The organism is Endozoicomonas gorgoniicola (genome assembly GCF_025562715.2).
In the GTDB taxonomy this organism is placed as follows: domain Bacteria; phylum Pseudomonadota; class Gammaproteobacteria; order Pseudomonadales; family Endozoicomonadaceae; genus Endozoicomonas_A; species Endozoicomonas_A gorgoniicola.
Genome location: NZ_JAPFCC010000001.1, coordinates 5,746,591 through 5,768,741 on the forward strand (window position 1 = coordinate 5,746,591; position 22,151 = coordinate 5,768,741).

General features: G+C 45.1%; 22 protein-coding genes. 11 read left to right on the forward strand and 11 right to left on the reverse strand.

Annotation, left to right across the window (positions count from 1 at the left end; all coding sequences use genetic code 11):
• Positions 1-9 precede the first annotated feature (9 nt).
• The 6 genes from thiL to ribD form a co-directional block, all read right to left on the reverse strand.
• The gene (gene thiL / locus NX722_RS25885) at positions 10-978 is read right to left on the reverse strand and encodes a thiamine-phosphate kinase (protein ID WP_262565727.1); all 969 of its coding nucleotides are present in this window, start codon (positions 976-978) and stop codon (positions 10-12) included.
• A 16-nt stretch (positions 979-994) separates the two neighbouring features.
• Positions 995-1,468: a transcription antitermination factor NusB gene (gene nusB / locus NX722_RS25890; RefSeq protein WP_262568724.1), complete on the reverse strand. Its 474-nt coding sequence runs from the start codon at positions 1,466-1,468 to the stop codon at positions 995-997.
• A gap of 10 nt (positions 1,469-1,478) precedes the next feature.
• Entirely contained in the window at positions 1,479-1,952 is a 474-nt protein-coding gene (gene ribH, locus NX722_RS25895) for a 6,7-dimethyl-8-ribityllumazine synthase (RefSeq protein ID WP_262565728.1), read from the reverse strand.
• A gap of 31 nt (positions 1,953-1,983) precedes the next feature.
• The gene (gene ribBA / locus NX722_RS25900) at positions 1,984-3,096 is read right to left on the reverse strand and encodes a bifunctional 3,4-dihydroxy-2-butanone-4-phosphate synthase/GTP cyclohydrolase II (protein WP_262568725.1); all 1,113 of its coding nucleotides are present in this window, start codon (positions 3,094-3,096) and stop codon (positions 1,984-1,986) included.
• 181 nt (positions 3,097-3,277) lie between these two features.
• Entirely contained in the window at positions 3,278-3,943 is a 666-nt protein-coding gene (locus NX722_RS25905; RefSeq protein WP_262565729.1) for a riboflavin synthase, read from the reverse strand.
• Positions 3,944-4,118: 175 nt separating this feature from the next.
• Entirely contained in the window at positions 4,119-5,240 is a 1,122-nt protein-coding gene (gene ribD / locus NX722_RS25910) for a bifunctional diaminohydroxyphosphoribosylaminopyrimidine deaminase/5-amino-6-(5-phosphoribosylamino)uracil reductase RibD (RefSeq protein WP_262565730.1), read from the reverse strand.
• 408 nt (positions 5,241-5,648) lie between these two features.
• On the opposite strand from ribD, the gene NX722_RS25915 reads away from it, so the two are divergent.
• The 3 genes from NX722_RS25915 (at position 5,649) to NX722_RS29025 (ending at position 6,717) form a co-directional block, all read left to right on the forward strand.
• Positions 5,649-5,840, forward strand: a complete 192-nt coding sequence (locus tag NX722_RS25915; RefSeq protein WP_262565731.1) for a hypothetical protein — start codon at positions 5,649-5,651, stop codon at positions 5,838-5,840.
• Entirely contained in the window at positions 5,833-6,012 is a 180-nt protein-coding gene (locus NX722_RS25920) for a hypothetical protein (RefSeq protein ID WP_262565732.1), read from the forward strand. Before NX722_RS25915 ends, NX722_RS25920 begins: the two co-directional genes overlap by 8 nt.
• Positions 6,013-6,087: 75 nt before the next feature.
• Entirely contained in the window at positions 6,088-6,717 is a 630-nt protein-coding gene (locus NX722_RS29025) for a putative adhesin (RefSeq protein ID WP_407648044.1), read from the forward strand.
• A 349-nt stretch (positions 6,718-7,066) separates the two neighbouring features.
• Here the strand turns inward: NX722_RS29025 and nrdR are convergent, their stop codons facing one another.
• From nrdR to NX722_RS25940, 4 genes are all read right to left on the reverse strand, one after another.
• On the reverse strand, positions 7,067-7,534 hold the full coding sequence (gene nrdR, locus NX722_RS25925; protein WP_262565733.1) for a transcriptional regulator NrdR: 468 nt from the start codon (positions 7,532-7,534) through the stop codon (positions 7,067-7,069).
• Positions 7,535-7,670: 136 nt separating this feature from the next.
• A complete protein-coding gene (glyA, locus tag NX722_RS25930; protein WP_262565734.1) occupies positions 7,671-8,924 on the reverse strand; it encodes a serine hydroxymethyltransferase in 1,254 nt (417 codons plus the stop codon).
• An 82-nt stretch (positions 8,925-9,006) separates the two neighbouring features.
• Entirely contained in the window at positions 9,007-10,521 is a 1,515-nt protein-coding gene (locus NX722_RS25935) for an autotransporter outer membrane beta-barrel domain-containing protein (RefSeq protein ID WP_262565735.1), read from the reverse strand.
• Positions 10,522-10,710: 189 nt separating this feature from the next.
• Positions 10,711-12,345, reverse strand: a complete 1,635-nt coding sequence (locus NX722_RS25940) for an IS1634 family transposase (protein ID WP_262565736.1) — start codon at positions 12,343-12,345, stop codon at positions 10,711-10,713.
• Between the two features lie 80 nt (positions 12,346-12,425).
• Here NX722_RS25940 and NX722_RS25945 point away from each other — a divergent pair, with 80 nt between their 5' ends.
• The 8 genes from NX722_RS25945 to NX722_RS25980 all read left to right on the forward strand — a co-directional run bounded on the left by NX722_RS25945 (position 12,426) and on the right by NX722_RS25980 (position 21,154).
• A complete protein-coding gene (locus tag NX722_RS25945; RefSeq protein ID WP_262565737.1) occupies positions 12,426-12,977 on the forward strand; it encodes a recombinase family protein in 552 nt (183 codons plus the stop codon).
• 163 nt (positions 12,978-13,140) lie between these two features.
• Positions 13,141-14,547 (forward strand): gamma-mobile-trio recombinase GmtY, encoded by a 1,407-nt coding sequence (gmtY, locus tag NX722_RS25950; RefSeq protein WP_265442320.1) that lies wholly within the window; start codon positions 13,141-13,143, stop codon positions 14,545-14,547.
• A gap of 29 nt (positions 14,548-14,576) precedes the next feature.
• Complete coding sequence (gene gmtZ / locus NX722_RS25955; protein WP_262565739.1) at positions 14,577-17,222, forward strand: gamma-mobile-trio integrase GmtZ; 2,646 nt, start codon at positions 14,577-14,579, stop codon at positions 17,220-17,222.
• Positions 17,209-17,895 carry a gamma-mobile-trio protein GmtX gene (gene gmtX / locus NX722_RS25960; protein WP_265442321.1) on the forward strand — a complete coding sequence of 229 codons (687 nt, stop codon included), beginning with the start codon at positions 17,209-17,211 and terminating at the stop codon, positions 17,893-17,895. Before gmtZ ends, gmtX begins: the two co-directional genes overlap by 14 nt.
• 66 nt (positions 17,896-17,961) lie before the next feature.
• Positions 17,962-18,450 (forward strand): hypothetical protein, encoded by a 489-nt coding sequence (locus tag NX722_RS25965; protein ID WP_262565741.1) that lies wholly within the window; start codon positions 17,962-17,964, stop codon positions 18,448-18,450.
• A 99-nt stretch (positions 18,451-18,549) separates the two neighbouring features.
• Positions 18,550-18,834, forward strand: a complete 285-nt coding sequence (locus NX722_RS29120; protein WP_262568726.1) for a recombinase family protein — start codon at positions 18,550-18,552, stop codon at positions 18,832-18,834.
• Positions 18,835-19,400: 566 nt separating this feature from the next.
• Positions 19,401-20,030: a 2OG-Fe dioxygenase family protein gene (locus NX722_RS25975; RefSeq protein WP_262565742.1), complete on the forward strand. Its 630-nt coding sequence runs from the start codon at positions 19,401-19,403 to the stop codon at positions 20,028-20,030.
• Positions 20,031-20,032: 2 nt separating this feature from the next.
• A complete protein-coding gene (locus tag NX722_RS25980) occupies positions 20,033-21,154 on the forward strand; it encodes a pyridoxal phosphate-dependent aminotransferase (RefSeq protein ID WP_262565743.1) in 1,122 nt (373 codons plus the stop codon).
• Here NX722_RS25980 and NX722_RS25985 read toward each other — a convergent pair.
• Positions 21,104-22,096, reverse strand: a complete 993-nt coding sequence (locus NX722_RS25985; RefSeq protein ID WP_262563592.1) for an IS30 family transposase — start codon at positions 22,094-22,096, stop codon at positions 21,104-21,106. The two genes, NX722_RS25980 and NX722_RS25985, sit on opposite strands and share 51 nt — an antisense overlap.
• Positions 22,097-22,151: the final 55 nt, after the last annotated feature.

Here is a 22,151-nt window from a genome sequence, read left to right on the forward strand (position 1 = left end):
ATTAAACGTTTAGAAATGCCGGTAAGCGGCAGCGGATAAGGGTTGCCCTGTTGCACGATCACAAATGCCTTCAGCATCCGTAATACGACCAATACAGGTGACAGAACATTCTGCCCGAATCTCTTCGGGTAATTCCAGCGTTTTGTGGGCAGGCCAGGTAAAACAGAGTTCGTAATCATCGCCACCACTGAGCGCATAGCCCTGTGCTTTTTGCTTTCCGGCAACGTTTAACAACTGCGGCGACAGCGGTAGCTGTTCAAGATTCAGCTCTGCCCCCACCTGACTGGCTTTCAGGGTATGCCCCAGATCGCCCAGCAAACCGTCAGAAATATCCAGCGCAGACGTAGCGCCGTTTGCCGCCAGCCATTGCCCAAGCTTCACTCTTGGAGACGGCTGGTAGTAACGCTGAAGCAGGTATTGAACAGAAGCATCTTCACAATTCTGTGGATACAGCCCTTCCAATACAGCCGGTAAAGCCCCTGCTGCATCTCCAAGACTTCCACTGACGTATATTAAGTCACCCTCTTTCGCACCATTTCGTCGAAGCGCCTGACCTGAGGGAACCAGTCCCTGAACCTGAATGGAAATGGTCAGGGGCCCCCGGGTAGTATCGCCACCAATCAGAGCCAGCCCTGAAGGTTGCGCCAGTGCCACCAGCCCGTCAGAAAATGCCTGTAACCAGTCAGTGTCGGATTCAGGCAGTGTCAGGCCCAGGGTAAAACTGTGCGGCTCGGCTCCCATAGCGGCAATGTCGCTGATGTTCGTTGCCAGTGCGCGGTAGCCAAGCAGAAAAGGATCGCAGTGTTCAGGAAAGTGAACACCAGACACCAGCGTGTCCAGCGATTGCGCCAGCTGCATACCCTCAGGCACCGACAGCAGGGCGCAGTCGTCACCAATGCCAAGCACATCAGGCCGGGAAGATCGCAGTTCCGGACGATCAAAGAAATGTCGGATTAAATCAAACTCTCCAAGTGACATTCCGGAACCTCAGCTTCTAACGCTTGCGATAACTGCGAACTTCGTCCGCTCTTACGCGGGGAGCCAGCTTATCCAGAATGCCGTTGATGTAGCGGTGAGAATCCTGAGCACCAAAGCGCTTCACCAGCTCAATGGCTTCATTGATCACAACACGGTAAGGGACGTCGGAGCGATTCATCAGCTCATAGCAGCCAATACGCAGAGCAGCCACTTCCACCGGATCCAGCTGACTGATGGGGCGATCCAGCAGCGGGTTCATCGTTTCGTCCAGCGTACTCATTTCACGGGGGATACCGTGCAACAGGGAGTGGAAGTAACCGTCGTCCACCTTGCTGAAATCATTGTCTGCACGGAACTGCATTTCAATATCAGTCAGGGACGATTTGGACATCTGCCACTGGTACAAAGCCTGCAGCGCCAGCTGACGGGCGCGACGACGCTCGGAAGGCTTTGGACGCTGGGCGTCCTTACGCCCGGCTTCCTGGTTCAGAGAAGTCAATTCAGGCCTCCAGCTTTTTCAGCAGAGACACCATTTCAAAAGCGGCCATGGCAGCCTCTTCACCTTTGTTGCCAGCCTTGGTGCCTGAGCGTTCAATCGCCTGTTCAATGGTGTCAACCGTCAGTACGCCAAAGCTCACCGGAATTTCGTATTCCAGATTGACATGGGACAGGCCTTTCACACATTCGTTGGCAACAAACTCAAAGTGTGGCGTACCACCACGGATAACAGCGCCCAGGGCAACGATGGCGTCGTACTGGCCGGTTTTAGCGACTTTCTTGACTGCCAGCGGGATTTCAACAGCACCCGGACAACGCACAACAGTGATATCCTCTTCCGGAATACCATGACGGGTCAGGCTGTCCACCGCACCACTCAGCAGACTTTCTACAACAAAAGCGTTCCAGCGACCAACCACGATGGCGTACTTACCGCCATTAGGTTCCAGAGTGCCTTCAATAGTTTTTAAAGACATTTATTTTCCTCTCAATAATCCTGCGAAGGACTTAACCTTCACAGGGAATATATTCGACAATTTCCAGATCAAAGCCGGACAGCGCACCAAACTTCACCGGAGAACTCAGCAGGCGCATCTTGCCAACACCCAGCTCACGCAGAATTTGGGAACCGGTACCAATGGTTCGGTAAGCACCCGAAATACCACCAACACCTGTGCGTCCTTCACTGAAACGATTAAGGGCAGTACCCAGATCCAGCTTCTGTTCATTATCCAGCAGAACAATAACGCCCCGGGATTCCTGGGCGATTTCTGCCATTGCCTTGTTCAGGGACCAGCTGCAGGCACCTTCACCGGCATGAGCAGACAGCAAGTCACGGAAAGGTTCCATGGCATGCACACGAACCATAACCGGCGTATCGGGAGTAATATAGCCCTTGCTCAACGCCAGGTGGGTATTTCCGCTGATGGTGTCTTTGTAGACCGTCATATCAAACTGACCGAAATCGGTGTCCAGTTTGCGCTTCTCAACCTGCTCCACGGTCTTTTCGTTCATGATCCGGTAATGGATCAGGTCCGCGATGGTGCCAATCTTCAGATCGTGCTTTTCAGCAAAAAGCTCCAGATCCGGGCGACGGGACATGGAGCCATCTTCGTTCATGATCTCAATGATCGCTGCCGCCGGGGTCACACCCGCCAGACGCGCCAGGTCACAACCGGCTTCAGTATGGCCAGCACGACTCAACACACCACCCGGACGAGCACGCAGTGGGAAGACATGCCCTGGCTGAACAATATCTTCCGGACGGGACAGGGAGTCCACTGCCACGCGAATGGTTCGCGCCCGGTCATGGGCAGAAATGCCGGTGGTGACGCCTTCAGCCGCCTCAATGGAGACAGTAAACGGCGTACCATAACCTGACTGGTTGTCGTCTGAGCTGACCATCGGTGGCAGACCCAGAAAACCGCAGCGTTCTCCGGTCAGCGTCAGGCACAGCAGTCCACGCGCCTCACGGGTCATGAAGTTAACGATCTCAGGAGTGATTTTTTCCGCAGCGATAATCAGGTCGCCTTCATTTTCACGATCTTCGTCATCCATCAGGATTACAGGCTTACCGAGACGGATGTCTTCGATAATTTCTTCGATGGAATTCAGTTGCATAACGCCCCCGGGAAAAGATTCAGCCATAAGGATTGTCCGGCTTGCAAAAATGCGCCCATTCTAACGGTTTACAAGCGTTAACAGAAGTCAGTCACGAAGCCTCAGGATAAATAAGCCTCAGGATAAATAAGCCTCAGGATAAATAAGCCTCAGGATAAATAAGCCTCAGGATAAATAAGCCTCAGCGCATAAATCCGTGTTCTGCCAGAAAACCTGCTGTCAGACTGGAAGCGGGTTCGGCCTGATCGTCTTTCAGAGACGGGTCTAACAAGCGCTCCAGATAACGAGCCAGCAGATCAACCTCCAGATTCACTCTGGTTCCGGGTCGGTAGTGCGAGATAATGGTTTCCTGCTGGGTATGCGGCACAATATTCAGGGCAAAACGGCAACCATCGACCTTGTTGACCGTCAGGCTGACACCATCAATCGTCACCGAGCCTTTGTGCGCAATATATCGAGCCAGTGCTTTCGGTGCTTCCAGCCAGAACACGCTGGAACGGGCAGCGGATTCTACAGAAACCACGCACCCAACGCCATCCACATGACCACTGACCAGATGCCCCCCCAGTCTTGTAGTGGGTGTCAGTGCTTTTTCCAGGTTCAGGGGGCTGCCAGCAGGCAGTTTATCCAACGTTGTATATTCCAGGGTTTCCAGTGACACATCAGCCACATAACCGGAACCTGTCAGTTCAACAACCGTCAGGCAGACTCCATTGGTGGCAATGCTGTCGCCCAGCTGTACATCAGACAGATCCAGCTGGCCAGAATCGACCGTCATACGCAGGTCGCCCTGACGTTTTTCCGACGAATTCAAACGCCCTACTGCTTCAATAATTCCGGTAAACATTACTTACTCCTTAAATAGCTACTTTTTAAATAGCTACTTTGATAGCTCCTTAGGGAAGTAGCAGATAAAAATATCCCATCGTCATCCCCGCGAAGGCGGGGATCCACTACCGTGGTAGATTCCCGCCTTCGCGGGAATGACGCAGGCGCTGGTATGTTATTGAGTGCCACTTCCCTTAATCGTTTTTTGGAAAGGCAGTGATTTTCCAGTCATTACCCACCGCCCGGATATCGGTAATGTTCAGGTTCCGTTTTTCCGACATGCTGGTGAAAGGCATTTCCATCAGTGGGCGGGCATCAGAACCCATCAGTGTCGGTGCCATAAAGACAATCAGTTCATCCACCAGCCCCTGCTGCATCATGGCACCCGCCAGCGTAGCACCGGTTTCCAGCAATACATCATTGATATCCTTTGTGACCAGGATTTCCAGCATTTGCTCAAGGTTGATTCGCCCATCGTGAGAGTCGAGCATCAACACTTCGGCACCTGCTTCCTCCAGCGCCCGTTTACGGGCTTTCTCTGCCTGTACCGAGCAGAAGATCATTACATCTCCCGGACCGGTCACCACCCTGGCATCGACCGGTGTCTGCAAACGGGAATCCAGCACCACTCGCAGAGGTTGTGTCTGCAGCAGCTCAGCGGCTTCCGGTAAATTCAGCTCGGTTTCTCTCAGTGTGAGTGCTGAGTCATCAAGAAGAATTGATCCAATCCCTGTCACAATAGCGCCACTGAGCGCGCGCAGACGCTGCACCTCACTGCGAGCCTGAGGCCCTGTAACCCACTTGGACTCACCGCTGGCCATAGCCGTGCGCCCATCCAGGCTCATGGCCAGTTTGGTGCGCACATAAGGACGACCGGTTCGCATACGTTTGATAAAGCCTGAGTTCAAGGCTCTGGCTTCAGCCTCCATGACACCCAGCCGGGTTTTTATGCCTTTTTCTTTGAGCATGCTGATCCCACGGCCAGCCACCTGCGGATTCGGGTCCTGCATCGCAATCACCACCTCAGCCACTCCGGCTTTAACCAGCGCTTCGGCACAGGGCGGTGTACGCCCAAAATGACTGCAAGGCTCAAGCGTTACGTAAACCGTTGCCCCTTTTGTCTGCGTACCTGCCATTGCCAGTGCATGAACCTCGGCATGGGGTTCTCCTGCACGCTGGTGATAACCCTCACCCACCACCTGGTCTCCCTGCACAATAACGCAACCAACACAGGGATTGGGCCGGGCGGTATAAAGCCCTTTACGCGCCAGCTCTATAGCCCGGGTCATATACAGGTGATCGGAAGCAGAGGCCATGTGTAACTCCGGCAAACAGGTTTAAAAGTGAGCCATCATAACGTCTGACGACGATGATCTCGATAGTTTGCTCTTAAAGATGACATGAACTTTCTGCTGAACAGGCAGTCAGATCCCACAAAAATAGCAGCAAACACTCTTTATGCAGGAGTGCAAAATATCTGAAGAACTGCACAAGCAGATAGGCCAAAATGGGAGCATGAGAGAGTAGTCAGCTTTTAATCACATCGATAGCCAATCATTGCCGAAGATGATTAAAAGTGGTTGCGTCAACATCATCAAGCCCACAGGCTGTGGCGTAACCGGCACAGAATCAATTCCTGCCGTCTGATGAGACCCGGGCAATGACACTGGTCACGAGGGCCCGGTGTGGTTGTCCGTGTCTGTATGCCCTCTGAGTTTGTCTAAATGCTATCTACCGCCACCCACCTTCTGGCTATCGCACTCGGGTTTGTTGCCCTTAGTCAAAGTGCCGACCGCCTTGTTGAGGTGTCATCCACCCTGGCTTTCAGGCTGGGTATGTCGACGCTGACCATTGGTATGACCATTGTCGCCTTTGGTACATCGGCACCAGAACTGGCCGTTTCCGCTGATGGCTGACCGAATGCTGACGCGCTTCGACGGTTACGTACTCACAATGGGCCTTATTGCCTATGGTATCTACGTCAATGTCGTACATAGGACAGTAGTTCGCAGGTATAACCTGAACCTTGAGACACCTCCCGATGCTCAACAGGCTCATAGTGAACTCAATGCCACATTTCGTGACTAATCGATAAAATTCATCATCGAAGTTTGTAACTTGTGCTAGACCTATTAAAAAGTTGGTGATTTGGAGGTGTTCATCATGCCCATATTTCGCTCTAAACCCAAAGTAAATAAAGTGTGTCTGTCCAACGGCGTAGAATTACTTACCTGCAGAACTGGTGGCCGCAAAGTTCAAAGTGTGGCTATTCGGTGCCATGGCAGTTACCAACTGAAGAGCCCCGGTTTATTGACAAAGTCAGACATTGTCAGAGTGCCACCGGGAAAAACTTTCTACTTCTACGCACCACATGCGTCTGTTCTCTTTTCCAATATAAGAAGGTTCATGGAGGGAGAGTACGAACCTTTAGATACATTAAGGGCAGGGCAAAAGTGTGCTAATTATAAGTTGTATCCAGCAACCGAGGCACAGAAATTTTTGGATGAAAGTTATTTATCACAATGCATAGTGTGGGATCGGCTCAGTCCAAACAAAAAAGCAGACAAGCACCCGCTTCGGGAATACGATATTCTTCGTATCAATTACCCCATACTTCTGAGTTTGGTGATTAGAAAAATTTGCTGTTTGACTGAGTATCTCCATATTCATTGCATGTTCTGTCGTAGTTCTATACGTGCGGTACGTCCGCAAGAAAATTGCCATTATGACCCGGCACTAGAGCTTCCTCCCAATGTTTATTGGGGCGATCTGGGCAGATGGCATGTCCTTTAGTCCGGACTGCGATGCTTTTTGATGGATGTGAATGAAGAAGTTCATCATGCGGTTATTGCCATATAGCCGCTACAAAATGAAGATGCCGGTAAATAATTGGATTCAGACACTATCACAGTGATATGGCGAGGATTCACACGGTTAGTGTCGTGTACAGGGCAGCGGGTTCTATTCATCCACCAGTTGGGTAAACGCCGAAATAGCATCGGGATAACCTTTTTTAACTTTATTGGCAATAACGTGGTGAAAGAAATAGCGGAAGTTTTCATGATCCTGGGCAGCCCCTCTGGAAAAGACGACGACTTCGGGGGTTTAATGGAATAAACACCCGAAGTCGTCCAAAGCCAGTCTAGCTTTTGGATCGCTCAACGGTTTCCAGTCTTTCGATTTCTTCCCGGAACTCATTGAGGTCTTTGAAATGACGATAAACAGAGGCAAATCGAATGTAAGCAATTTCATCCAGCTGCTGCAGCTCACGCATCACCTCTTCGCCCAATACCAGCGATTTAACTTCACGCTCGCCTGTTGCCCGCAGCCGGTGCTTAATACGACTGATGGCTTCTTCCAGCTGCTCAACACTGACGGGGCGTTTTTCCAGAGCCCGGGCCATTCCCGCCCGTAATTTATCTTCATGGAAAGGTTCCCGGGAACCGTCCCGTTTAACCAGGCGGGGAATCAGCAACTCCGCGGTTTCATACGTTGTAAAACGTTCGGAGCAAGTCAGACATTCACGACGACGACGAATCTGGTTTCCATCTGCGACCAGTCTCGAATCGATAACTTTAGTGTCTTGCGCACTACAATAAGGACAATGCATTGTCAGAACTGACTCGAAAATTATTGGTTCGGTCATCATAAACCGATGTTGGCTAAATACAAGCACGGGCAAAGATGTAAAAAAACGCCGGAGCTTAACCCGGCGCTTTTTACACAATAAAAAGCGGTTGCAGCAATCAGCTATAAACTGGCAGGCGCTGGCAAATATCCAGCACCTTGGCTTTTACTTCATTTTCAACCTGTTCATTGCCGATATTTTCCAGCACATCACAAATCCAGCCAGCCAGATCAGCCGCATCGTTTTCATTGAAACCGCGTCGTGTAATGGCCGGTGTGCCAATACGCAAACCGCTGGTAATAAATGGAGAGCGCGGGTCGTTTGGTACGGCGTTCTTGTTAACCGTAATGTTGGTGCGACCCAGGGCTTCTTCAGCATCTTTACCGGTGTACTCTTTGCCAATCAGATCCATCAGGAACAAGTGGTCGTCAGTACCGCCGGAAACGATGTTGATGCCACGCCCCTGCATAACGGTCGTCATCGCCTGTGCATTTTTGACGACCTGCTGCTGGTAAGTTTTAAACTCGTCAGCCATTGCTTCTTTAAAGCAGATAGCCTTAGCCGCAATCACATGACACAGCGGGCCACCCTGTGATTCAGGGAATACTGCAAAGTTCAGCTTTTTGTTCAGATCTTCGTCATCATTGGCAAGAATCAGACCACCGCGAGGACCACCCAGGGTTTTATGGGTGGTCGTGGTGACCACGTCTGCGATACCGATTGGAGACGGATACACACCGGCTGCTACCAGACCTGCAATGTGTGCCATATCCACCAACAGGTAAGCACCTGCCTTATCGGCAATATCGCGGAAACGCTGCCAGTCAACCACCCGGGAATAGGCAGAGAAACCAGCAACAATCATTTTGGGCTTGTGTTCTTCAGCCAGACGCTCGACTTCTTCGTAATCAATTTCACCGGTTTCAGCGTTCAGGCCATACTGGACTGCATCGTAAATACGACCAGAGAAGCTCACCTTAGCACCATGAGTCAGATGGCCGCCGTGGGCCAGGCTCATACCCAGCACTTTATCGCCTGGATTAACCAGTGCCATATAAACGGCTGCGTTTGCCTGAGAGCCGGAATGTGGCTGTACGTTAGCGTAGGCTGCTCCAAACAGGGCTTTGGCACGATCAATGGCCAGCTGCTCAGTAACATCTACATGCTCACACCCACCGTAGTAGCGTTTGCCTGGATAACCTTCAGCGTACTTATTCGTTAGGACAGACCCCTGAGCTTCCATCACCATAGGGCTGGTGTAGTTTTCAGAGGCAATCAGTTCGATATGCTCTTCCTGACGGAGGGTTTCAGCATCAATGGCGGCTTTGAGTTCCGGGTCGAACTCAGCTATGGACATGTCCTTTTTGAACATTTAAGACCTCTGTGTTGCCTGTCTTCATAGAAGACCGCCTATTCTAATACAGAATGAAAGGGATCTGCATGAAAATACTGCTTCAAAACGTCTGGCGATAACTGAATATCAATGCGTCACTGCCACTTTTCTTACCTGATGTTCCGGCATATTCCAGACCAATTATTTTATCCAGATCAGCTCCGAACTGTCGGTTAACGGCAAGGCTGTAATACATAGCCGTATCACGGTTTTCTGCTTTTGGTGTCTTGGCCCACATGCTGGAACTGCTCTTTTCCTTGTCTTCCCAGCCATGGGTTTTCTGGACACCCAGCTTAACCATAATGTCTGTCGGCTGGCTTAAATCAGGAAGCATATAACCTATACCAGTACCCAGACGAGTGGTTAAACCCTTGTGCTTCGAATCGGTGACCGGGTTTCTGAGATTTTCGCTTTTCTCTGTGTATTTCTCTATGGTTCCGAGACGGTAGCCCACATAAGCTTCCGGAATCAGGCTTAACCCCATGGTCCACTCATCAAGTGGAATCCGGTAACTTGTCTGCAGATGGGCAGCCCATTCAGAACCTTTCGGGGAAGCTTTCCAGCGATTACTCAACAGGTCCCGCCGATCGGTATCGAGAGACACCCAGCCGTAGGTCAGCATGGAATCAACGGTCCAGCGGTCGTTATTCCAGGACACAAATGGACCGAGTCGGTAGATCTGGGCATCTGACTCCATATTGCCGGAGATTCCTGCGTTTGCTTCCATACGCACTTTCTGCAGGCCAAACATGCCGCCCAATAAAAGGCCGTTCCCCATGTAACGGAAAGTACCGAACTCAGCACCTTCCCCTTTGTATTCCTGCTTCAGCCCTGCTTCTGGCTCCCAGTGCCCACGGAAGACATACGCCTGACCGTATGCATACCAGTGATCGTCTTCCAGACCATTGAACAAGCCCTGAGAATTGCTGATGTCTGCCACCATTGGTGCGTCGTCACCGAGTTCAACGCCTTGTTTCAGAAGGTTATTCATACGCCAGATCTGGCTGATGGACTTGGTATGGGTTTTCCAGTGCTGATCAGCTGTTTTCGTCAGATAGGACTGGTTTTTAATGAAGTCAGGATCACCCAGCACACTGCCGACCTGCCCCTTCCGGCATAAGTCTTCCACTTCACCAAGCACCCTCATCATGACCATATAATTGCTATCATCCAGGCTGATCTTCGACCCCTTGGGAAGCGCTGTATGGTTTTGCACACTTAAAAAACGCGCTGCGACAAGATGACCTAACATGGGTGAATTTTTTCCGGCATGATCTTTATACGCCTTGATTGCCTTGTCGTAAGCCGAGCTCAGCATACCCTTTTTTATTTTGCTTAGTTTACTGACATCGTAGGGCTTACGAGCAACAAAATCCGAATGAGAGATTGATGACGGTTCAGTACCTCTGTACATCGATTCGCTCTCAGAGTGTGAATGAGAATCTTTTTTCTCAATACTAAGCCCCAGAGGTGGTGAAAACCTCACTTTGGTACTTCCTCCACCGCCGCCTCCACAGCCCTGAATCAACGTCATCACCAGAGCAGCGGTCAAGCCATGTATTTTTCTTGGAATCATCACCCTACAACCTTTGCGTATCTTGAAAAAGTCCCTCCTGTACCATGCAGCAGAGGAAAATAAGGGATGAAATATAGACAATATTTTACAGATGTGTATTTTGTTGCCCGAACCAAGGGGGCATTTCTCTCAAATCCGCTTCATAAAACCTTGCTATTCACACCATAAATCCGTCATTCACCACCCTATTCAGGAATAAATTTCTTGGTACGTTGAGCCCAAAATAAAAATGATCGTCGATTGCCTCTCCGATATTCCAACCATGTGTTTCTCCGTCCCGTTAACCGACAGCACATGAATCCCATCAAAGCACAGGAAAACCCATCTGCCCGTTGGGTTCTGGGCTGGTTTCTTCTTCATGTCCGGGAACGTTCGGCTCTGCCTTTTCAGTTCATAGCGGATTCGATGCTGAATTGCAGCATAGACCATAAGGCAGAGTGTCATCACCATTAACAGGGCCTCAATACGCTCAGGTTTTTTGAGATACAGTGAAGACACCAGAAAATCAGGGCTCTTCAGGAAGCGAAAACCTCTCTCAACCTGCTGCTGGGATTTATACGTCCTCAGTAGTTCGCCAGCGTCAAGCCGGGCTGTATCTGTATCGTTGGTTGCCAGAACAAAACAACCCAACGATGCTTCTGCATCACGACGAGTCTGTACAGCAACCGCGCAGGAGCCTGTCACATAATATTCATAGTGGTCGGGAACTGTCCCATCAGCAGGACGGCCTTTGGTTTTATAGCAGGGACTCTCGATGATCTCAGGTTCAGCCTGGCAGTATACGGACTGTTTTTGCCATAGCTTGAAAGCTTCCATGGCATCCGATTCGCAACAGAATGGCTTCTTGCCCAATTTCTCAAGTTCCTTGAATTCCTTCAGGGACTTTTTCTGCATACGCCTTGTCAGTGTCTTCTGTTCTGTTTTCTGGCTTTGATTATTTCGAAACAGTACCCAACGTTGTACGACACCTGCATAGTCAGACAGAGTTTCTGCAGATTCGTAATGCTCAAACCCTTCAACCTCAACCATTGAGCGCAATGGCGCACTTTGAACCAGTTCTTTGGCTGCACCAATGTTGAGAGGAACTCTGGAGATAAACAACTGATCCTGCTGACTCAGTTCCTGAACGGTTTCAGCCACATACAATGCGGCATCACCGATGAAGTAACGGGCATTAAGTGCCGCTTTGAAGCTCTTTATATGCTCAGAAACCACTTGTTTGAAACTGGTCTTGTCCGTCACATTACCGCTGGCTGCTTTCATAAACATCGGAATGCCTGCCCGGTTTTCGGTCAGCAGGAGCAATATGGCCTGGTTCAGATCAGGACGATGATCTCGGCTGTAGCCCTTGCAAAGCCTGATGCAATTGAGGTCTTCGTCACTGACTTCCTCCTCGCTGTTATAACGGCCATCGACGTGAAATCCTGTGCCATCAAGGTTGAGTGCATCACATGGCAATTTGAGATGCGTAGCCACCTTGATAGCCAGCTCAAAATAGACTTTACTGACACCCAGTTCAAACAGTTCATCCAGTGTTCTTCCAAGAACTTTGTCGTTTATGTGCTCGGGCTCAATCCCCTCTCTGATCAGTTTATCGAGGGGTTTATTGGAGAAGAACTGAGGGAACATGTGGAGAGACTGCCCCGTAAAGCCGAGGCCATTGATAATCATCGCGACAACGGCCTCACCGTGGGAGATGTTCCATTCGTCAGATACTTTGGGCGCGCGCCTGTCGATATGGTCGGCAATGCCCAGCTCTTTGCACATTCCAGCCACTAGACCGAGATGATCCATGACCTGAGAGCGGTATTGAATAGGAGGCATAACAAGGCTTCTTGATATTTGCTTATCTGATAATAGATAGCAGGTATTAGGAAAATGTCATGCTGGGTGGTGAATGTCGGATGTCAACAAGACGGGATGCACAAAAACAGCAACTCACTGATCTGATCGACCAGATGAATAAAGGTGATCAATTGATTGTGAGTGAGCTATCCAGATTGGGAAGAAGCCTGGGACAGATCATCCATATAGTTGATACGCTGACCAAGAAAGAAATCAAGCTGACCTGCATCAAAGAGAATATCCGGCTGGGTGAAAAAAAGAGCATGCAGACAAAGATTATGATCACACTTTTTGGACTGTTTGCTGAAGTTGAGCGGGATTTGATTTCTGAGCGCACCAAAGCAGGGCTTGCCCGGGCAAAAGAACAGGGAAGGCTTGCTGGCCGGCCTAAAGGTTCGTTGAGTACGTCAAAGCTGGATGGCAAAGAAGATGAAATTCTGTTGCTGCTACAGAAAGGTGTATCAAAAACAGCCATTGCCAAGATTACCGGGGTACATAGGTCTACTCTTCACAGTTTTGTGCAATCGCGCAATCTGGAAGGGTTTTCAGAAACAAAAAAACTGATTTTTTCTGTTTATAAACAGCTGGTTACAAACATTCTGGCTGCATGAACCCCCATTTGCCGGCCTTATTTATAGTAGAAAAAAGTATAATCTTTATACTCAAATAGTCTCAAAATAGGCTTGTTTTTCAGAATCTTACCACTACTTTTAAGTCAGATTAATAGTCATCTTTATAATCTTTCTAATCGAGATTAGATTAATGGTTACATCTGTGAAAACCAGAGCTAGAGTGGTAACCGATAACACTGGGTTTGAGCTTGAATTGCCTGTGCTTGTTAGTAAAGATGGTGTCCTGGAACCTCTACTTGATTACCTCCTTGTAAACCAACACAACCGAAGCAACTCATGGTGCGAAAGAGTAGTGCATGGAGCATATCTACTCATGCAATATATCGAAGCTAACCAATCTTGCTTTTCAAGCCCAAAATCACTTTTTGAGTCTTTCGTACGACATCTATACAGTGGCACGATCGACAACGATGGATATGATCCATCAGGTTTATATTGGCTTCCTGCATCAACTCAAACGGTAAATGGCCTTATTAATTCTTTAACGGGACTAACTGATTACTTAGCAGATAATATTGAAAACCTTAAAAGTATGAACCCCAATAGGATGGCCTCCAGATTTGAAGAACGGTTAAATTATGCTGCTTGGTATCGTCGTAATCAAGAAGATTTTCTTGGTCATATTAAGGATAAAAGTATTAGTTCCACATCTTTAAGAGCAAGAAACATCATGGGGAAACGACTTTTAGTCGTTAGCAGTCACACTGCAACACAATTTCCAGAAAATATATTTAAAGATTTTTTTGTAAATGGCATAGGAGCAAATAAAGATCCAAGATCAGCAATCCGAAATCAACTTATTTTGCTTATGTTGCATTTTACTGGGTGCCGTGAAAGTGAAGCCCTTCACTTATGGATAAATGATGTATTAATAGATCCATTAAACTCTGAAAGCGTATCTATTCGCATTTATCATCCAGAAGAAGGAAAGGCTCCCGATAATTGGGTTGGATCACAAGGGCAAACACATAGAGCTGCATATCTTCGAGAAAGATATCTAATTACCCCAAGAAATAAAATACTTGGTACGAAGAAGGTGGGCTGGAAATGTCGGGTAATGGATCATTCTGACAAATACATTCAACTGTATTGGTTTCCAACCAAAGCGGGGGTATTATTTAATAAACTTTGGCGCATGTATATTAAGTATCTTGCTGTTACTGATAGGTTACATCCTTATGCTTTTGTAAGCTTCTCCAAAAAAAATATAGGCGCAGCTTTAACTTTAAATGCATTCAATGATGCTTATAAAAGAGGTTTAATTCGGATAGGAAAAGCACCCTCAAAAGAGGCAGGACTAACACCCCACAGCCATCGTCATTCTATGGGAAGAAGGTTAGAAAGAGCAGGTGTTCATCCTAGAATAATTCAAAAAGTTCTACATCATGTATCAATAGAAAGTCAAGATATTTATACAGCGCCATCCTTAGAAGATATTAGTCAGTCTTTGAATAAAGCAAACTCAATTATAGAGAGCGAAGGTATAGATAACACAACTAATCAACGTCAGTCTGATTGGGATGAGCTAATGAAAGTATATGCTGATTAATAATCAGTATTTTTTAAAGGTTAGTAACTATGAGTAGGAAAAGAATAGACAACCGAACAACTGATTTAAGTTGTTCATGGCTCACAAAAAAATATGGTAAAGAATGGGAGTTGTGGAGAGAATATGCTGAAAACTGGTTGCACTCAATAAAGCTAGGTCTTACGCCAAGGCTTCAGTCAGTAGTGTGGTTTCTAGAAACCTACATAGTAAAACAAGAGCTCTCATCAGAACCACTGCTTTTTTTAAATGGCGACTGTTATCTACCAAAGCTTTTTCCCATTATTGAGCAAGGAGTAAAATCTAATGGTAAGTACACTCGAAATAATCAAATAGTTGAATTTATTGACTGGGTTATTGTTAATTATTTCAGCGAGCCAGATGACAACGGAAAACCAATAGCTTTATTCCAAAACCCTTTCACTTATATTAGTGAGAAAGGATATCGAAGTGAAACGGTTTATAATCCAATTCCATATCGTTATATTAAAGAGTTAAGATCAATTTTATGTCCAGATCCTAATGGGCATTTTAGCAATTGGACCTGGGCTCAAGAGCAGTCTGGAAAAAATGTCACCGGGAATCTTGGAGATTGGTACGAAGTGACTAAAAACCTTATCGATACAAATGATCCAGATTGTGTATGGAGGAAAATAGTAGTCGAGCAGGGGCAATATTACAGTAGAAATGGAAAGCGTTATAGAGTAAAGAGAAAGAATGGTTTAGAAATCTATCAGATGTGGTCTCCTGTTAGGCCTATGATTTTATTTATCAAGTTACATTTACCATTAAGGACTTATCAAGTTCGAATGCTTGATTCTGGTGAAGCAGATACTTGGCGTTATCTGAATGGAACTTTTAAATTAAATAAACAAAACAGTTTTGTTTTGGGTTCAAAAAAAAATCCATATTCAAAAGGTGTATTTAGACGTCTTATATCCCCCGATACAGGTAATTGTCATACAGCCTTATATATCAATACCAATAAAACCGCAGACCAAAACAAAGCGGCGATTGATCGGGGTTATACTATACCATGGGAACATGAGCAGGTTTTGTATTGGCTAGAAAAACTTCGTAACTGGCAAGAAAAGTATAATCCTATAGAGTCCCCTACACCTTGGTCATGTCTTCAAAAAAAACATACAAGTGAATTAAAGTCCGAAGCACTTTTGGAAGAAATTGGTAAAACTTGTTTCTTATTTAGAAATGCGAGTGCAACAATAAGTGAAGATAAAATGAAGCCGTTGTGTGCCAACAACGAAGCTAACTTATGGTACAGATTATTATTTACTTTGGAAAGTACAGTAAAAAAAAGGAATGGAGAGGCTTTATTGAGATTCGTCAAACCTTATGGCGGGAACATTCCGATAAGCCAGAGGTATTCAACCGAATTTCCTCTTCATAGTTTAAGAGTTAGTTTACTTACTCATTATGCAATGGATGGTGAAGTTCCTATCCCTGTGCTGTCAAAATTAGTTGCTGGACATAGCCGCTTGATAATGACCTTATATTATATAAAGATATCTCCTGCTGTAATGAGACAGAAAATGGATGAGGCTGAATCAAAAATAGAAGCTGAAGAATTACGACAGCTTAGCAATTTCTTAACAGATGCAACAATTCAGCAAATCAAGGAAAAAGCAATTTTCAGAGATTATACAAGCCTTGAAATGGTTCTTGTAAACAGAAATCCAGCAGGCTGGGAACAACGGCATATAGGTTTATGTTTGGCAGGTGGTAACACAGTTAAGTCAGATGAAACAAATCTTCTAGCTGGTTGCTGGAATGGTGGAGAATGTAAAAACCCATCAGCAAGACCACGCTCTCAAGTTTACGATCCTGTTCCTCACGGACCAGAAAACTGCTGCAGGTGTCGTTGGTTTATAACCGACTCAGCATATTTAGATGCACTCAGAGGACACTTTAACAATCTAAGTTATCATGCGTCCTTAGCTGCTAAATTAGCTATTGAAGCTGAGCAAATTATGGAATGCTTAGAAGATGAGCGATCTTCAGCAGAAGATGCCAGCATGCCCTTTAGAAAACAATCGGAACTTCAACAGGCTCAACGTCGTTATGAAAAACAACTCGTAGAAGCTGATGAATATGCTAAAGATATGCGTGCATGCTTTACTTTGATTCATCGGATTATCAATTTAGAAGAAAGTAGAAAAGCTAACGATAATAAACAGAAATTAGTTGCAGTAGGAAAATTGCATGATATCTATCAACCAATTGCATTACTGGAAACCCAATCGGAACTGTTGCAACTTTCTGGAATCTGTGAAGATGCAGAAGTTTATCCTGAGTTAGCTGATGATCTAAGAAAAACTCCAGCAATTGAAAAAAGGTCTAATTTTTTAGACTCAGCGTTAATTCGTGAAGGTTATCAACCAATCTTTATAACATTAAATGAAAAAATGCAACTTATGGTTGGCAACTCTTTAATGAGAATAATGGCAAAGCAAGCTTGCCCTGATGACTGGCAACTATCAGGAATGAAGACAGTATGCAGCATAATAGAGGCAAAACAGTCGCTTTACGAAGCCGGTTTTTTAAATGTTGGCATAGAGGCATTAGAGAAGTCATGCAATAAAACAATGTTCTTTTTGAGAGACATAATATCAAATAATCATTCATCTCTTTGTACGGATTATGATGATGTCTATAGTTGATCCGAAGCAAATACTTTCCAACCTCAAAGAAAAATCTAACAGCAGAAAAAAGAAGACTCTTGATTTAATCTTTGGATTATTAGAAGAGCAGGCGAAAAAGGAAGAACTGGATTTTTCTATTGCTACTATTGGCCGAATGTCTGTTCTTGCTGGGGGGCCAACAGCTCAGTCTATCCATAATAAGAATGGAGCAGATTACCGCACTCTTATTGAGGCCTATGCATTGGCACATGGAACAACACGGAAAAAACCACCAATTCAACCCCTTCAGCGAGCAAAACAAAATCATGGAGCAAAAGATTATGACCTACTCTCAAAGATCAATGATCCTGCAATGAGAGCGGCAATTGGAACCATTATCAGAGAAAGGGATTTATATAGAAATGAACTAAAAGTACTAAAAAGCAAAGCTTTTATAACGGTAGATAGGCGGGTTACAAAAAGCACAGAGCAAGCCACTGTTGAAGTACTTCCATCGTTGGCAGGGTTATTTACACCTAGCCAAAGAGAAGCACTAGAAGACGCTATCAGTGATAAGTTAATGGCTCGGAGAGGCTGGCATTCTCAGCCCAATGGACGCGTTAAGGATGAAAATGGCAGGCACCTTTATAAACCAGGGTATGTCACAGCAATAGAGAAGATACTGAAAGAGTCCAGTTCCTGTGACAAATAATTTAACGTCAGTATGTAACGATAATTATATAAAGTCACATGCAACGGTAAGTATTAAGAGTTTTATATGACTTTAAATATTTCGTCACATAGTGACGATAATGAAAAAAATGCCCTGGGGAGACCCAGAGTTGGTATTACAGAGCAAAACTCACTGGAATTTTGCCTTACCATAAGGCGATGGATCGATAATCATCGCTTAGATCGCTGGCTTGCAGAAGAGGCCAGCTATCCTGATGCTGTGGCAGCTTACGACCATTTACCCAGTAATTTAAATGGATGTGGCAAATGTGAAGAGGCTAAAGCACTTGACCTGTGGTGTTTGAAGTGGCTCTCGCAAGCAGGTTGGCAGAGGCTACAGGCAAACGTACGACAACAAAGACTTAATCATGGTTCATCAATAATCGGGAAAGATGGTCAACCGATCAATCGCCCCCGTAGAAAAGCTATCCAACTGGAGGAAGAAACCAAAAACCGCCTGGCTTACTATGCCCGAAAGCGTAATATGACTATCAATGAAGCCATCCGTGATCTACTTGACCATGCTGATCCATGAGTTTGATTAGAGATCAAGTTGACTCTAATCAATAGAAAATAGGCTTGAAAACATTGCTATATAAAGGATTAATTGGCTTGATTAAAGAAAGTGCTATAAATAAACCGGCCATCCCTCAACAGCCTCAGCACTGAAGGCGCAATGGGAAAAATGATTATCCAGATATTAGCAGCGGTTGCCGAAGCAGAGCGGGAGCGCATTCTTGAACGAACCAATGAAGGCCGTTTAGCTGCGAAAGAATCCGGTGTAAAGTTTGGCCGGAAGCCTCATAAAAGCACCGACCAAGCCAAAGCCATGATTTGCGAAGGCGTGTCCATGAAAGAAGTAATGGAAAGGACTGGAGTATCCAGGGCAACTTATTTCAGACTAAAAAAAGTGGTTTGACTTTGTACAGTGAACTTTTTAGGGAATATACAGTACCCTAAAGCCAAAAGTCCATCTGAATCAAGGTGCGGAGAAAACACCGCTCAGCAAAGTTGAGCAAATTGCGATCAGAGCTTAACCAAAATGAGTAGTTGTTGAGAATCGTTTCTCTTGGTGCGTAACACTGAGCAGCGCTTACGCATCAAATTGAAACGACTGTACCTATCTTGCAAATACTGGATATCAAGGGCTACAGGTTAATAATGCACAATCGTCCAGTTTTAACTGGTGAGAATCCAGAGATTCAACGTCGCTTGTCGTTTAAAAATACTATGAACTTGATTATTTTATCTACCCTAAAACCATAAAGCAGGAGAAATAACTGCCAAATTTGAATTTGGCAGTTCAGATTGACGCGTAAGCCCTGTAACACTGAGAAAGATGAGAAGGGAGGGATAAGCTCTAAAATGATAGTCATCACATAATTTAATTGGGGAAATTCAAGCTAACAATTATTGCCACAATATAGAGTATTGATATACAGTGTCAATTGCTACATATTTTTTATAAAAATAAAGCAATCTATTATGTATAAAATAACAAAATTAAAAAAGCAAATTAGCTCTTCAGTTTATCATAGCTTTTCGCAGCTAGGAGCTGACAACTATCTACGATCTAATTATACGTATCGTTATCGCGCTTACGATGTTGCTGAATATATAAACGGACAGCTTAATTGGATGGCAGGCTCAGAATTTTATCAGTCAAAAAACTTGAATGATTATGCTGGAGGGCTAAACAGGACATTTGATCCGTTATCTTCAAAGTCCAAGAACCATATCAACGATATTGCTACACAGTTAATAAAAAATGAAAGCATACCGGAAGGTAACTATAAAATTGGTTGTCATCAAATACGAACTGTTGCAGAGGAAGGTACTGTAGGCTATCCCGCCCCTGAAGGATTTCACCAAGATGGGTTTGATTATTTAGCAATTTACTGTGTAGCTTTAGAAAATATAAATGGGGCGGCATCTTTAATTAAGCCTGTCGGAGATGATAAAAAAATCTATGAATACAACCTCCTTCCTGAAGAGATAATGGTATTAGACGATCGTGAAGTAAAGCATTTTGTTACACCTTTTACAACTAAGCTACCTAATCAGACTGCAATAAGAGACGTTTTTGTTATCACTTTTACAACACTAATGGACTAAATATGGCAATCGCAAATTACTCTATTCAAGAGTGGCTATTTGATAAAGCACATGGAAAGTTTAAATATGACTTAGCTGAAAGTGGTGTTCAGTTTCAACACGTCAGAGATCTTCAAATTAATTATGATTGGTGCTTAGATTATAGTGTTGACCGTGGAGGTGAGAATCTAAGAAATTGTATTAAGGCAATGTATAGTTCATATGGTGAACTATATTCATTAGTCACACATGGTGCTCAAGAAGCTCTTTATCTATTTTACAATTCCCTACTTAATAAAGATGATCATGTCATTTGTACATTACCAGGTTGGCAGCAAGCTTGGGAAGTACCAAAAAAGATTGGCTGTAAGGTCACATTACTAGAATGGAAGCCTGGCTATGGATTTCCTGTAGATAAACTTGTTGAAAGTATTAACAAAAAAACAAAGCTACTAATTATCAATAGTCCTTGTAACCCAACTGGTGTTACGTTAACAGCTCAAGAGCTTTCTCAGTTAATAAGCATTTGTCAATCAAAAGGTATTTGGATAATAAACGATGAGGAATACTTGGTTGATTTCAAAGATTCCGTTGTAAACAAATATAATAAATCAGTATCAGTATCAAGTTTATCTAAAATATATGGTCTTCCTGCACTAAGACTAGGTTGGGCAGTATCTCGAAATCAGTCAATTATTGAAGAGATGGTTAATTATAAGCGTTACACTTCGGTATCAAACTCTTTACTTCTTGAAAATACAGCAATACATGTGCTGCAAGAAAAAAACAAGCATATAGAACGTTTTAAAAATTACATTGATTCAGCTAGGCCAATACTTGACAACTTTGCAAAGTTGGCTGATGAATACTTAACTTTGGTTGAACCAGAAAATACACCCTACGCATGGTTTAATACAAAAGAGAAGGTTGATTCATCACTGCTCGCTCTTGAGCTGCTTAACCAGCATCACCTCTTGATAATGCCAGCCGAGCTGTTTGGGTATAAAAATGGAATTCGATTGACATATGCAAGAGATTTAACCTATCTCACCAATAGTTTAAATATGATTCTCGAAACATTAAATATCCTGAATTCAAGTCATAAGTGCATAACCCATGACTTTTCTTGCATCTATTCCAGTTGACTCTTTAAATGCCTCATAAGGAGTCTTGTAGCCCAGGCACTTTCTTGGCCTGTTGTTCAGCTTATCCACTGCAATGATGACATCTTTTTCTGTCACGCCATTAAGCTCCATCGACTTGGGGAAATACTGCCTTAGCAAACCATTAGCATTCTCATTCTGGCCTCTTTCCCAAGAATGGTAGGGGGCAGCAAAGTAGCTGTCACATTTTAAAGCTTTGGCAATTGATTCATGCTGAACAAACTCCTTTCCATTGTCGTATGTTATTGTCTTTACAAACCTTTTCAGAGGCTTGAGTACGTCAATTATTCCCTGTTTAACCGCTTTTGCCTTCTTGCCTGGTAGAGGGACAGCAAGGCGAAGCTTGGTTTTTCGTTCATCTAATGTAGCGATGGCTCCTTTATGATTTTTACCTATTACAGTATCAGCTTCCCAGTCACCAACTCGCTCTCTGTTGTTGACCACTTCGGGGCGTTCTTCAATGCCAACCCGATTTGGTATACCGGTTCGGTTATGAGCTGAACCGTATCGCTTTCGATAAGTTTTTTTCTGGTGCCTCAAGTGCTTATAGAGCGAGCCTCCGCGCCGTTTATCATCCGCTACAAATTGATAAATCGTCTCATGATGCAGCTTGATTACACCGTCCTTTTCAAGCCTTCCAGCCACTTGTTCAGGACTCCAATCTGAACGGATATCGTTTGAAATACGTTGTTTAATGTCGTCTGTCAGCTTAATAGCTTTTGGCTTATCTTTGTGCCGCTGCCGAGCTGTGCGATTAGCCTGTTGGTGCCTGTACCCTCTTTGCCCTTTATTGCGGTTTACTTCTCGCGACACGGTAGGCTGTGAACGGCCAAGCTTTTTAGCAATTTTGTTTTGTGAAGTCCCATTTTTGAGTTCAGTTTCGATATAATATCTCTCTTCAGAGCTCAGGTGTGTATAGGCCATCCTTGGCTTCCTCTGTATGGTTTGGTTGCTTTACAGAATACCCCTGAGTTCTGAT